Source organism: Pseudomonas pseudonitroreducens (assembly GCF_021603645.1).
GTDB lineage: Bacteria > Pseudomonadota > Gammaproteobacteria > Pseudomonadales > Pseudomonadaceae > Pseudomonas > Pseudomonas pseudonitroreducens.
The window spans coordinates 23,455-35,207 of sequence record NZ_BQHJ01000017.1 but is presented as its reverse complement, the minus strand read 5'-3'; the positions used below and the strand labels follow the sequence as shown (position 1 = coordinate 35,207).

The window sequence follows — 11,753 nt, the reverse complement described above, 5'->3', positions numbered from 1 at the left end:
AATCATCGTCGTGCAAAATGCCCTGCGATTTGCTTCCCCCCATGCAAGCTGCAAGGCAAGCGAGACGACAAAAACTCATAACTATATGATTTTAAAGAATTTTTAATTTAACCTGAATTGGTATGCACTCTGCATTGAAAGGGAAGGAACTGCCCATTCACTGCTGAGGACGACACCATGCCAATCGACCGCCTGCCTGCCGCCCAATACCTCTGCCAGGTATTCTCCGATTTCGACGTGAGCTTCACGGCTCGACCGGACGGCAATCTGATCATGACGTTGAGCAAGGAAGCCGGCGAACACATCGCCTGCCGCGTAGTGCGCCTGGAAGAACAGCGCAACGAAGCACTGCTCACCAGCTTGGTTGGTCGCATTCGACGGGATCTGGCAACCGAATACGGTCCCTTGCAGGAACACGATGCCGACCACTTCAAAGAAGAAGTACCGCTGCAGAACTTCTATGAAGCTGCCGGGCCGCTGCGCCAGCGCCGCATCGTCAAGGCCGGGGCGAAATTGCGCTCGATGGCCAACGTTGGCGCCTGAAACGCTGGAAATGATGAAAACCCCGGTCCGGGCCGAGGTTTTCATGCCCTGCACGCTCGCCATATCAGACCGGCACTTCGCAATGGCTTGGGAGAGACAGGCTGCGATCCTCGTGGATGCTGACAACACCCAAGGTCTCAACGACACCCAGCGCGCCACCGGGCATTGGGCCGATCACGCCTATCTCAGATGCCATGTCCTTCCAGTAATTTGCGACAGAGCGTGATGACTTTCAGTCGCCATCGACAGCTGGCGAGCAGGCGGAAGCTCGAAGCAGGCACCATACTTCAAGTAGCCACTCAATCGCAGGCTTGGTGAGGTCGCATGCTGAGACTCACGGCGTTGTTCCTGCTCGCATCCCTGGCCACCAGTGGCCAGGCATCGGACTTCTGCAAGGGCGTGGGTCTGTTTGCCCATGCAGGCGCAGCCTACAGGGACCAGGGCAGTACCGAGCAACAAGCAATCTCGGCCGTCGACGCCCGCAGCAGCAAACTCGACCCGGACACTCGATTGATCGCCAGATACTTCGTGCGCTTCGGCTACCGCAGCGACCAAACACCCGATCAGGCATTCGCCAGCGCCGAACTCAAATGCCAGCAGTTCGAAGACGATGGACAGCACCGAGACGCCATGAAGTAGAGACAATCCCAGTGCCGTGCACTTCTGGTCAAGAGGGCCGGCCAGGCCATTTAGGCCGCCGATGATCCTACGGGTGATGTCTTCGAAGACAAGTTCGTTGAGGCCGTGGGAACTCCACCACTAACCTACCGAGCGATGAGTCCCTTCGGCGACGCGAAACACCGCTCCGACCAATGGCAACGCCAGCGGCAGCGAAAGGTTGAACGAGTGCACAACACACTCCTCTACCGAGTGAGACCACTGCCTGGTCTCCTTGAGAGGTGATGTATGAACCAGACACAAAACCAAAATGCTGGTCAGAACCCCAACGACCCCAGCAAACAAAGCCCCAACGATCCGCATCGGCAGAATCCGAACGATCCGATGCGTCGCCATAACGAAGAAGAGGAAGAGGATCCGGGCACAGGCAGCCCCCAGAAGCCAGTCGAGAAGTAGCGCGGTCAGAAGCCTGAATAACTCCTCGACACTCCTCAACCGAGACCCGGCTATATGCCGGGTTTCTTACGTCAAAATTTCAGCAGCCAACCCTTCCACTGCACTCGCGGCGCGGCAGCGCTCAGTTCTTTCTGGGTGTAGACCGGAGATACAGCAGCGTCGCCGTCAACACGACGAGGACATAGGCAAATATCTCTCCCCAGAACACAGCTCTTTGGCGCCATACGACCTTGGCGCTGAAATCCTCGTTCAGCCGCCTGGCTTCTTCCATTGCAGCTCCGCCATTCTTTAAACCGGCGTCCAGTTTCGCCACGAAGGCGACCCTCTCCTCGTCAGAGCTGAACACCGCTCTGGGAAACTGCTTCATTAGAGCGCCACCTACGCCGCCGATCAGTACTGTGCAGAAGACCAGCAAGCTGAGCAGCAGAAACACCTTCGCGAATCGCATCACCGCCATCCCTAAGCAGCGCAAAAGATCGCCGAGTCTACGACAACCGCGCGGCGGCGCTCTACCAGCCGCTGCAACTCCTCCCGGAGGCAAGGTCTAGAGGCAAAAGCACCGTGTCCATCACCGCAGAAAACGGCATATCAAGGAAGATCAAGGGGCCGGCGACATCCCAAGATTTCGCGTCCAGCTGCACCCCCACATAGGGGCATGGACCGAACATATGCCCCAGCGAACTCGCACAGCCATTCGTGCTGAGCACCACAACAGCAAGCCCCATCGCCCTGCACCACATCCGCATCTAAATCCGCTCCTTGGTTGGAGCGGGAACCCTGACGGCCTGCCAACGCCGCCGCAATAGGACGTTTCCCAAACATCAGCGAGGCGGCGCTCGACCTGGAGAGACCATGACACCCCGCTCACCAGATTCTGGTCGGCGACAGCCTGGAGCTGATCCGGACAATGCCTGAGCGCTCGGTGCACTGCTGCATCACTAGCCCACCCTATTACGGTCTCCGAGACTACGGGGTGGAGGGCCAGATCGGTCTTGAGGAGAAGCCGGCCGAGTTCATCACGCGGCTGGTTGAGGTGTTCCGCGAAGTGCGGCGGGCGCTCCGGGACGACGGTGCCTGCTGGGTGAATATGGGCGACAGCTACGCCGGTAGCTGGGGCGCGCAGGGGCGCCCGCAAGGAAATGGCCAGAAGTCGGGGCGCAGCGCCGCCTCCGCTCGCCGGATCAACGAACACCCAAGGTTTCAATCCGGTACCAGCGTCCGCGGTAGAGAGATGGGCCTGAAGGCGAAGGACCTGGTGGGCATGCCCTGGCGCCTAGCCTTCGCCCTGCAGGCTGACGGCTGGTACCTGCGCCAGGACATCGTCTGGAACAAGCAGAACCCGATGCCGGAGATCATCCGCGACCGCTACACCAAGTCGCACGAGTACATTTTCGTGCTGAGCAAATCCGCTCGGTACTGCTTCGACCAGACAGCGATCCTCGAGCCAGCCAGCCCGAACACTCACGCACGGCAGTCGCGACGTTGCGGCCAAGGTTGGAGCAGGCGGACCACGAGAACAAAGATCGGCTCGGCCCACTCGCAAGCGGTCCTCACCGAGCAGCAGGTTCGCAAAACTCATTCGCGCTACCGAGCCGGCGGCGTGAGCCAGGCGACCTTGGCAGCCGAGTACGGCGCCAGCCGCTCCACTGCCAACCACATAATGACCGGTGGCCTCTGAGCCAAGCTCCAGGGGCAAAAAACCTCATGAAATGGATTCATATAATCGGGCCCATGACCGGCCCGCCGGAGTTCAACTACCCGGCCTTCCACACCGAGGCCGCGCGCCTGCGGCAGCTCGGCTACCACGCCGAGAACCCGGCCGACCACGGCATGATCGACGGATTCGAATGGGCACTACCTGCGCCTGGTTCTGCAGAAGCTCATTACCTGCGAGGCAGTCGCCCTGTTCCCGGGCTGGGACAAGTCCAAGGGCGCCTGCCTCGAATACCACGTTGCCAGCGAACTGGGCATGCAGGTATTCACTGCCAGCCAGATCACCGAGCCGGCAAGGAGCGCAGCATGACCCGCCCCACCTTCTGCCACGGCACCGGCCAACCCTCCGAGAAATGCGACTGCCTGCGCACAGGCCTGCCCTCACAAAGATTGCCCCATTGAGGCTATACCCCTCAGCTCACGCCAAGCAGCAGTACCGAAGACACGGCGAGAGCACCTACGACAAATGAGAAAACACCAAGAGCAACAACAGCATCATCACTGCTAATCAGATCGATCAGTACGGACAGAGCTTTCATCTTCAAGTTCTCCAGACTGCGCTCATAGCGCCTGACTTGAGTCTCGCCCCCTCCCCTCAACGCCCCACTGATAGATATCAACGCGCCGTACGTTTTCACCAACTACCCCCATCGCTGAACCCGCTGGCATCAACCGGTACAGAGATGAAGTATCCATAGTACCCATCGCCTTCCTCACCCATGAGGAGATCTGCCAGCTCACCGGCGCCCGGGCGAAGGCAGGCCAGGTGCGCGTCTTGAAGCAGAGCGGGATCAAGCACATCATCAAGATGAACGGATGGCCCTGCGTGATCTCCGCCAACCTCCTGAGAAGCCAGGCGCAGCGACGCACCTGCGTGAGCGCACCAAGCCCAGCGGAAAGACCTATTACAGCTACGACGCCGGCGGCAAGCCGCGGAAAGAGGTGCCGCTCGGCTCCGACTACGGCCTGGCGATCATGAAGTACGCCGAGCTGGAGCGGGATCGCAACGCCGACAACCTGGCCGAGAAGATCGTCACCCTGCGCTACGTTTCTGCGCAGTACTTCCTCGACGTGGTGCCGAAGAAGGCGCCCAGCACCCAGAAGAAGGACGCCCAGTACCTGGTCAAGCTGATGGAGTTCTTCGACGACCCGCCCGGCCCCCTGGACTCGACCGAGCCGCAGCACGTCTACCAGTACATGCGCTGGCGTAGCGATGCGCCGGTCAGCGCAAACCGCGAGAAGGCCCTGCTCAGCCACATGTGGAACTACGCGCGGAAGATGGGCTACACGAAACTGGCCAACTCCTGCTCAGGGATCAGCGACAACCCGGAAGCCGGCCGCGACGTCTACATCGAGGACGACCTCTACCTGCTGGTCTACCAGCACTTCGAGATCGGCCTGCAGGAGGCGATGGACCTCGCTTACCTCACTGGCCAGCGGCCTGGGGATGTGTTGGCCATGGATGAGCGGGATATCCGCGACGGGATGCTGCACGCCCCCGGGCAAGACCCAGGCGAAGCGCCGGATCGTGATTGAGGCTGAACTCACCGCCCTGCTCGACCGAATCAAGGCCGGGAAGGCCGGAATGAAGGTCAGGCCCACTCGTCTGATCGTGTCCGAGGCTGGGCTGGTAATGACCAAGTACATGCTGCGCGACCGGTTCGACCTGGCCCGAGAAGCTGCCGGCATCGAAAAGGCCACTTTCCAGCTCCGCGACCTGCACGCGAAAGCCGGCAGCGACAAGTCGGAATCGACCGGAGACATCCTGAAGGTCAGGGATCAGCTGGGGCACACCACCGTCACGATGACCGAGCGCTATATCCGTGATCGGAAAGGCAAAAAGGTCACGCCAACGAAGTAATGGCGGACGAATCCTGAATTGCGGACCGGAACGATAGAAGGGGGGGTAGCACAACGGACCGTAGACCGTTGATTTAGAAGTGGTGCCCGGAGCCGGACTCGAAGAGGCAACTGAAAGCCTTTAGCTGCTGAGCTCCATCAAAGAGCGCCCGACAATCTACTCACATTCCTACTCACTTTTTTGAAAGTGACCCCATGCATGGGGTGCAAGGACGCCCTTCCTTATATAAGGAAGCGATAAAAAGGCCCATACGAGAAGCCCCGCACCTGGAGAGTAAGCGGGGCTTCAAGACGGCGACTCAGGGGATAACAGATGAGCCGTTCCTTCGGCCACAGTGTCAAGATAGCCGAGACCAAGTGCCGCTCCAGCAGCATGCTCCCTGAGAGTCGCCAGTAGCCCACCACTCCGGACGAGCGGCTTCAGTTGAGGTTTCGCGTTCGCTGATCTTGCCTATGCACGGCAACCACTTGCCTGGCGTATTCCATGGGATCAACGCCAGTTCGATGCGCCGAATGGCAGAGCTCTGCCCATCCCTTTTGCTGCCGGTGTAGGTTCCGCTCAGCCCTGGTCGAGCCCGCGGGAACGCTGTGCTCAATTTGCTCGGCCAGCGCCGGCACAAGACACAGAAAGGCGGTGACTGCCGCCTCCATAAGCTCCAGATCGCAATCTTCCACGATTAGGTCCTTCCTCAGCTGATTTCTCACCTCACAGTTGCGCCCTGGGCAAAAAGGCCAGTTGGCCCTCCCTCGAATGGGCGTAGAAAATTTAGCTCAAAATTCTCGCTGCTAACGAGAACACGATTTCAGGTAGGAACCGGCCGCCAACCTATAGCGGCCAAGCAATCTGTGATGGCAGAATGCCCTGACTGAAGACAAGGAAGTCTCATGAAGAAGCTGATCAGCTTGGTTGCTCTGGTGATTATTGCGATTGCCGTCTACACCCAGATCACAATCTTCGTGGTCCCTCCAATTGGCGCAGTGCCCGAGGGGCGCACAGTCATAATGCTTCGTTTGAACAAGACGAACTTCATCGATAGCGCCGACGCAATGTGTGAGCGCATCCAGGGTGGCGTGAGCATTATGTGCCGTGGCCTCACGATGGCCGCGGTGGTGAATAACACCAAGATTCTTGCACGCCTGCCCTACTCTCGATCCCTTTACCTAATCTCTACGGGCGGGAAGACCTATGACCGTTGACGCGCGTACACGGGACAAAGTCGTTCCTCAAAACAAGGAGGTTGCCATGAAAGCCGCTTTACTTCTGCTGTTAGCTATCCCGGTCCTGGCCTTTGCTGTTGAAGACAAAGAGATCGCTGAGTGCGCAGCCCAGTCCAACACCGTCACCAGAATTAGCTGCTACGACGCGCTCGCGGAACGGCATTCCTTGGCGCCGCATGTAGAGAGCACTTCCCCGCAGGGTAAGGGGAAATGGCAGACCAGCACCGAGGTGGATCCGCTCAACGATAAGAACGTCTACTTAGCCACCTTGATTGCCACCAACGGTCGCAGTAAGTGGAACAAGCCGATCAGTTTGACCGTGCGATGCGCAGATAATCAGACGGAGCTGTACATCAACTGGAATGACTTTTTGGGGAGCGACGCGTATACGACCATTCGGGTAGACAAAGATAAGGCCACGAAGGGCAATTGGACGCTCTCCACTGATAAGGTCGCGGCGTTCTATCCTGGATCCCCAGTGGGCGTCCTTAAGAAGCTCTCTAGTAGCAAGTCTTTCATAGCCAGCGTGACTCCCTACAATGAGAGCCCTGTGACTGCCGTTTTCGACACCAACGGCGCCGAGGCTGCCTTTGCTGAGATCCGAAAGGGATGTGGATGGTAGGTCTGCAGGAGACACAGCAGGAGTACCGGAGGATCATGGGGCAGTGAACGGGGCGATTATGGAGCGAGCGGCATGAATCCGGTTCCAGAACTCAGGGCGAATGACTTAGTAAGGGAACGACAGGTCATTCAGCAGAAGCTTCGTGAGACACTCGACTTCGATGAGCTTGCAGCAAAACGGCTTGAGCGAAATCTGATCTCCGAGCGAGACAGGCCTGGTGCCAGCGACCTTATAAGAGCTGGAATGTGGCATGAACTCGCCTACCTGAGCGCTTTTGCAGGAAGAACTGATCAGGCGTTGAGTCGTCTTGATGAGACGCAGTCCATCGGCTTTGATGAGATGGCAATGATCCTCTCGCGCGCATATGTCCTGGAGATGGGCGGAAGGCTGAACGAAGCACGGACTGTAATTGAGAGGCTCGATGTTGATAGCATCATTGAAGCATCCAGAAAATTCCTGGTGCCTCATTACATGGAGCTTGGCATGTTCAAGTCGGCCACTGAGGTAGTTCCCGACATCGAGCTGTACGACGAGTACGCGAGGGTTGCTAGTTCAATCCTTGAGGACCACGGAATCGACGACTCTGAAGTCACCAAGAGACTCGCATTCGCCGCATCGCTAGTAATCCAGCGTGTAGGGCACCCTTTGTTGGATTACAAGCTCTTTGCTTTGCGTGATGAGGGGATCCTCTATCAGATCGTTGCGAAAGGCAGCATTGAAGAGCTAGTTAAGCTAGGCATTGAGGTTTCGGACGCTTTAATCGACAACTTTGATGGCCCGCTCAACGAAATCCTATCCATTGATGTCATCCCATTTGTCCCAGGCCACGAATCACGGCAAATGGAGGTGTTTCGTGTCAGTGTCTAGCAATGACATTCTTGAGGTAGCTAAAGCACTCCTCAGTGACTCAGGTGAAGCTTTCGCGCGCGCTGCAATCGGTCGGTCCTATTACGCTGCTTTTCATGAGGCCAGAGAAACTGTCGAAAGGCTTTCATTAGCCACATCGGACGGAATGCTCGGCGGGTCGCATGAGAAGCTGATTGGGGCCTTCGAGGGAAAGGGGCGTGGCCTTTCTAAAATTGGCGCCAGACTTAGACAGCGAAAACTAGCAAGGCAGAAGGCAGACTACGACGTAAATGAAGACGTTAGCACTGCAGAAGCTCAGCTCCACTTGCAGCATTGCGAGATATTGATGGCCGACCTACGGCGCCTCGCCAATCCGTGACCTAAGCCCCGCACCGCGGGGCTTTTCGTTTCTGAGCCATGGCCCGTGAACACCAATCTGCTGCTACTGAACTCCACTCGATACAGCTTGAGAGATCACTTAGATCATGCTCATCCTAACGATAAGCATCTGCTCCTCCTCATGACCGAACGTATCCGCGATGTTTCTTATCCTGCCAGGGCCTCTTTGCTCGAAGTCCTCCAGAACCCACTTTGACAGTAGCTCGACATGCGATTCATAAGGGGTGCTCGAGAGAATATCTCGAAGTGTGCGGCCAGTTCGGCCCTTGCAGTCACGCCCTATATGCGTGCCATCAGAGAGCGCGCGCTCGAACTCATCTGCTAGTCGATTAAGACGGATTGCTTGCTCTTCGCAGGCCATTCAGGACTCTCCATGTGACCCCCCCTCAGGCGATGAGTAAACGTCTAGGCCGTTTCCGTTATCACCACAGTCAAATCTCCATTTCAGGAACAGAGATCTAAAGAATATTAAATAGCAAAGCCCGCTCAGCGGCGGGCCCTGGCAAAGCTATCGATCGGTCATATTTCGCGCGCTCTTTGACGACGCTCCTCGACTAGCTCATCAGCGGTAGCAGCTGCTTCCCGCGCAGCTAATTCAGGTCGAGAGGGATAACGCTCAAGCGCCATCCCCAGGGCTGCCGCCGCGAACTGATCCCAAGCAGCGAGTTCCTCTTCATTTAGCCTGATCATCCTTACCTCCTAGTCGATGGAGGCCAACATATATCAAGCCATCATTTTGCAATCAAGCGAGCCAGATGCAACCTAGATGAGCTCGTCATCAATCCGAACCACTGCCTTACCTGTGTTGCTGTAGGGAATGCTCACCCTCACAACCTTGCCAGAATCAGTCGTAATCTCCACCACCATCTGGGTTGGCGGAGCAGCAAAATCGTCGGTGAACAGGGTGTGAATCGCGTTTTGGCAGGACTCCCCCTTTTCGTGAATCCAGTAAGCGGAGCCGTCCACTGCTGGAACATAAACCTCGATATTCGACATGCGTCCTCCTTTTCGAGCCAGAGGGAAAGAGGGTGAACCTGGACAAGATAGACCGTCTGCTGCGCCTTCATTTGGTGCTAAACATCATTCTGCAGGACAAACCGCACAGCGTGCTGAGCCTCTGCTAAGGCTGCTGACCCGACCGAAGGCGAAGCTGCGGCTCTCGCTTCTTCTCACCCAACTTCCCTCCAAGGCGGCCTTCAACTGCCTGGCGCAGAACTTTGGGCTGACCATCGCCACCCATGACGAATGGAAAGCCATTGCGCTCCAACCATCTGGCTTGCGCAGAGGTTTTTCGGTAACCGCTAAGCTCAACCAATTCAATCGCTGTCAGTACGATGGATGTTTCCAATTCGAATCTCCAGGGCCACCCCCAATCCAGTGATTGAGGAACCAACAGTGAACACCGCAATTCTACTGATGGCCCAGTACGACGGAGCTGCCATCATCCCGCTCGAGCGCGTTTGCGCCGACTACTTCAGTCACCTTTCACCGGAGAAGCTCCAGCGGAAGGTGCTGGCCGGAGAGATCAATCTGCCGATCGTACGCATGGAGCGCTCGCAGAAGACCGCGCGCGGCGTCCATCTAGCTGACCTGGCCAGGTACATCGATGATCGCCGGACAGAAGCACAGGAAGAGCTCAGAAAGCTGAGACGGTGACACACACGCCGGTCTAGCTCTGGTCTAGTTAACTTGTTAACCATTTGCTGATTTCAAATGGCAGTTAACACCGGGCGTAAGCCTAGTGCCACAAGGGTTATAGGGCTGCTGACGACCGGTAAGGTAAGGTAAGGTAAAGCTTTTTGAAAAGGGGAATTTTTTCTGCGCGTGCGAGGGGGCGAGGTTTCCAGTCGAAAGGGGGTTTGAGTATCCGACTCCCCCCCCTACCCCTGGCGTGAGAACGCAGCAAAATTGTTGCGATTAGTGCTAGGGCACCTGTGAGGTCGGTTTCCCTTCTCAGGGGGTACGGCATATCTGATCCCCCCGCTTGACTGAGACTTGGTTGCAGTTTCGATCGGGGCAGACTGATACTCTGGAGCCAGTATTACCTACGACTGTAATCAGGGACTGAAGGAGTAGCACATTGGAACTGTGGGAATTGATCAAACGCTTGCTTGGTGCTGCCAATGGCGGTGGACAGACTTTCAGCCCTGGCCTCGTTGCGGGGCAGTACGAGCGTGATCTTCTCGCCGCTAAAGCCGAGCTCAACCAAACTCACGCTGAACTGATTGACATCAGTGAACTACTCGGAGAGCAGTTGCAAGCGTCTGGGCTAATCCGACCTGCGGGTGTACGCCGTGGAGGCGCTGCGATCCTGGGTGCAATGGAGAGAACAGACTTCGGTGAGGAGCTCTATCAGACTCTCCGCGGCCGAAATGTAGTCCAATTTTTTGAAGGGATGCAGGCACAAGTAGATGCTGGAGAGATCAGACGTCTCCTCCACCAGTTGTCATCCTGACTGCCCGGCATCAGGGGCTGAACTTCGGGTACCTATCCAGAACGATCTCGTAGGTTACAGTGAGTCAAAGGATCATTGCGCCACATCAGCTTGTTACTCGAATGTCCGCTGCAAAATTCGCTAACGTGACCGTTCACATGACGCAGGGAGAGGTGTTTCGATGTCGGATCTCTTGGAAGACGCAAAAGAGAAAATTCAGGAGTTAGTCAGCCGGGCAGAAGAGGTCGCTGAGGAGGCTGAGAACTACCTTGCGGTAGCTACCGAAATCGACAACAAAAAGAAGGCGCGAGACCCGCGCGACTACGTCCCTTTGGATGACCTGCCTTATGGAGAGGAGTGTATTCGTCTAGACGGGATGCCTGATGCGCTTCGCACTCTCGCAGACAACCTCCAGACTGTAAATCTCGAAACCATTTCGGTCAGCAATTTCAGCCAGCTTCTAGACGATGCTGAAGAACACATCAACGAAGCCAAATCTACGATCGACGATTGCTCTGAGCTGCCGTCACAGGACGGCGAAGATGATGACGATGGATTCCCTGGTTTCTAGGGATTGAACAGGCCCCGCTTTGCGGGGCTTTTTGCATCTGCAAAACGAAAAATCTACGGATTAATGGATGATAAGCTTCCGAGGCGGTTTCCGCCTCGGCGCCCACCAGGGTATCCGTATCCCCCCGTTACCCGACTGGCCAACCATCGATGCCGATGGTTCTCTTCTGTCTGTATCCAAGGTCAGTAGCCGTCTTCTTCGCGTGGCAACCATCAGGCCCTGAACAGAGCACCTGGCAGTTCTCGTCCGTGTCAGCGCCACCAGCGTGAAGGGATAGCTTGTGATCCAGCTCGAAGCCTTCAGGGAAAGCGCATAGCTTGCCGCAGTGCGCGCAACAGGGATCCTTCGACCACACACGCAACCGACGCTCCTGAAGCTTCCTGCCGGTCATTCTGCGCTCCCTGGTGCTGGGCAATGGGCGCGGCTCTTTCCCTTTGAACTCTTGCAGGCGTGGCTTCAGTGTCCTGAGCCTG

Annotated in this window: 17 protein-coding genes and 2 pseudogenes; 13 read left to right on the top strand and 6 right to left on the bottom strand. The window is 56.9% G+C overall.

Translation table 11 applies throughout. The features are described 5' to 3' along the window. Positions 1 to 177 precede the first annotated feature (177 nt). The 3 genes from L6D89_RS30370 (at position 178) to L6D89_RS30360 (ending at position 1,617) form a co-directional block, all read left to right on the top strand. Positions 178 to 543 (top strand): DUF3509 domain-containing protein, encoded by a 366-nt coding sequence (locus L6D89_RS30370; RefSeq protein ID WP_236174863.1) that lies wholly within the window; start codon positions 178 to 180, stop codon positions 541 to 543. Between the two features lie 324 nt (positions 544 to 867). Further along, on the top strand, positions 868 to 1,182 hold the full coding sequence (locus L6D89_RS30365) for a hypothetical protein (RefSeq protein WP_236202118.1): 315 nt from the start codon (positions 868 to 870) through the stop codon (positions 1,180 to 1,182). Between the two features lie 267 nt (positions 1,183 to 1,449). After that, positions 1,450 to 1,617 carry a hypothetical protein gene (locus tag L6D89_RS30360; protein ID WP_236202117.1) on the top strand — a complete coding sequence of 56 codons (168 nt, stop codon included), beginning with the start codon at positions 1,450 to 1,452 and terminating at the stop codon, positions 1,615 to 1,617. Between the two features lie 121 nt (positions 1,618 to 1,738). Here L6D89_RS30360 and L6D89_RS30355 read toward each other — a convergent pair whose 3' ends face one another. Together L6D89_RS30355 and L6D89_RS32895 are read right to left on the bottom strand one after the other, a co-directional pair. Then, a complete protein-coding gene (locus tag L6D89_RS30355; RefSeq protein WP_236202116.1) occupies positions 1,739 to 2,065 on the bottom strand; it encodes a hypothetical protein in 327 nt (108 codons plus the stop codon). A 61-nt stretch (positions 2,066 to 2,126) separates the two neighbouring features. Beyond that, the gene (locus L6D89_RS32895; protein ID WP_373875000.1) at positions 2,127 to 2,285 is read right to left on the bottom strand and encodes a YceK/YidQ family lipoprotein; all 159 of its coding nucleotides are present in this window, start codon (positions 2,283 to 2,285) and stop codon (positions 2,127 to 2,129) included. Positions 2,286 to 2,524: 239 nt separating this feature from the next. Here L6D89_RS32895 and L6D89_RS30350 point away from each other — a divergent pair. Together L6D89_RS30350 and L6D89_RS30345 are read left to right on the top strand one after the other, a co-directional pair. Beyond that, positions 2,525 to 3,065 (top strand): annotated as a pseudogene (locus L6D89_RS30350) (DNA-methyltransferase); the annotation flags it as partial. Positions 3,066 to 3,321: 256 nt separating this feature from the next. Next, positions 3,322 to 3,640: pseudogene (locus L6D89_RS30345) on the top strand (DUF4406 domain-containing protein). Between the two features lie 103 nt (positions 3,641 to 3,743). On the opposite strand, the gene L6D89_RS32680 reads toward L6D89_RS30345, so the two are convergent. Then, a complete protein-coding gene (locus L6D89_RS32680) occupies positions 3,744 to 3,869 on the bottom strand; it encodes a hypothetical protein (RefSeq protein WP_276574854.1) in 126 nt (41 codons plus the stop codon). A 277-nt stretch (positions 3,870 to 4,146) separates the two neighbouring features. On the opposite strand from L6D89_RS32680, the gene L6D89_RS30335 reads away from it, so the two are divergent. The 5 genes from L6D89_RS30335 to L6D89_RS30320 all read left to right on the top strand — a co-directional run bounded on the left by L6D89_RS30335 (position 4,147) and on the right by L6D89_RS30320 (position 7,897). After that, the gene (locus tag L6D89_RS30335) at positions 4,147 to 4,866 is read left to right on the top strand and encodes a hypothetical protein (protein ID WP_309295847.1); all 720 of its coding nucleotides are present in this window, start codon (positions 4,147 to 4,149) and stop codon (positions 4,864 to 4,866) included. Next, the gene (locus L6D89_RS32715) at positions 4,859 to 5,191 is read left to right on the top strand and encodes a site-specific integrase (protein WP_309295846.1); all 333 of its coding nucleotides are present in this window, start codon (positions 4,859 to 4,861) and stop codon (positions 5,189 to 5,191) included. The genes L6D89_RS30335 and L6D89_RS32715 overlap by 8 nt, the downstream gene beginning before the upstream one ends. Positions 5,192 to 6,075: 884 nt before the next feature. Further along, positions 6,076 to 6,387, top strand: a complete 312-nt coding sequence (locus tag L6D89_RS30330; protein WP_236202115.1) for a hypothetical protein — start codon at positions 6,076 to 6,078, stop codon at positions 6,385 to 6,387. A gap of 46 nt (positions 6,388 to 6,433) precedes the next feature. Next, positions 6,434 to 7,030 carry a type VI secretion system-associated protein TagO gene (locus L6D89_RS30325; RefSeq protein WP_236202114.1) on the top strand — a complete coding sequence of 199 codons (597 nt, stop codon included), beginning with the start codon at positions 6,434 to 6,436 and terminating at the stop codon, positions 7,028 to 7,030. Between the two features lie 72 nt (positions 7,031 to 7,102). Beyond that, positions 7,103 to 7,897: a hypothetical protein gene (locus L6D89_RS30320; protein WP_236202113.1), complete on the top strand. Its 795-nt coding sequence runs from the start codon at positions 7,103 to 7,105 to the stop codon at positions 7,895 to 7,897. A 1,140-nt stretch (positions 7,898 to 9,037) separates the two neighbouring features. On the opposite strand, the gene L6D89_RS30315 is transcribed toward L6D89_RS30320, so the two are convergent. Both L6D89_RS30315 and L6D89_RS30310 read right to left on the bottom strand, forming a co-directional pair. Further along, positions 9,038 to 9,271: a hypothetical protein gene (locus tag L6D89_RS30315; protein WP_138527019.1), complete on the bottom strand. Its 234-nt coding sequence runs from the start codon at positions 9,269 to 9,271 to the stop codon at positions 9,038 to 9,040. A 124-nt stretch (positions 9,272 to 9,395) separates the two neighbouring features. Next, positions 9,396 to 9,623, bottom strand: coding sequence for a DUF4224 domain-containing protein (locus tag L6D89_RS30310; protein ID WP_309295845.1), 228 nt, complete (start codon positions 9,621 to 9,623; stop codon positions 9,396 to 9,398). A 47-nt stretch (positions 9,624 to 9,670) separates the two neighbouring features. Here L6D89_RS30310 and L6D89_RS30305 point away from each other — a divergent pair, with 47 nt between their 5' ends. The 3 genes from L6D89_RS30305 (at position 9,671) to L6D89_RS30295 (ending at position 11,280) form a co-directional block, all read left to right on the top strand. Beyond that, positions 9,671 to 9,931 carry a pyocin activator PrtN family protein gene (locus L6D89_RS30305; RefSeq protein ID WP_236202112.1) on the top strand — a complete coding sequence of 87 codons (261 nt, stop codon included), beginning with the start codon at positions 9,671 to 9,673 and terminating at the stop codon, positions 9,929 to 9,931. 424 nt (positions 9,932 to 10,355) lie between these two features. Continuing rightward, positions 10,356 to 10,730, top strand: coding sequence for a hypothetical protein (locus L6D89_RS30300; protein ID WP_236202111.1), 375 nt, complete (start codon positions 10,356 to 10,358; stop codon positions 10,728 to 10,730). Positions 10,731 to 10,890: 160 nt separating this feature from the next. After that, on the top strand, positions 10,891 to 11,280 hold the full coding sequence (locus L6D89_RS30295; RefSeq protein ID WP_236202110.1) for a hypothetical protein: 390 nt from the start codon (positions 10,891 to 10,893) through the stop codon (positions 11,278 to 11,280). Between the two features lie 127 nt (positions 11,281 to 11,407). Here L6D89_RS30295 and L6D89_RS30290 read toward each other — a convergent pair whose 3' ends face one another. Next, on the bottom strand, positions 11,408 to 11,671 hold the full coding sequence (locus L6D89_RS30290; protein WP_236202109.1) for an HNH endonuclease: 264 nt from the start codon (positions 11,669 to 11,671) through the stop codon (positions 11,408 to 11,410). Positions 11,672 to 11,753: the final 82 nt, after the last annotated feature.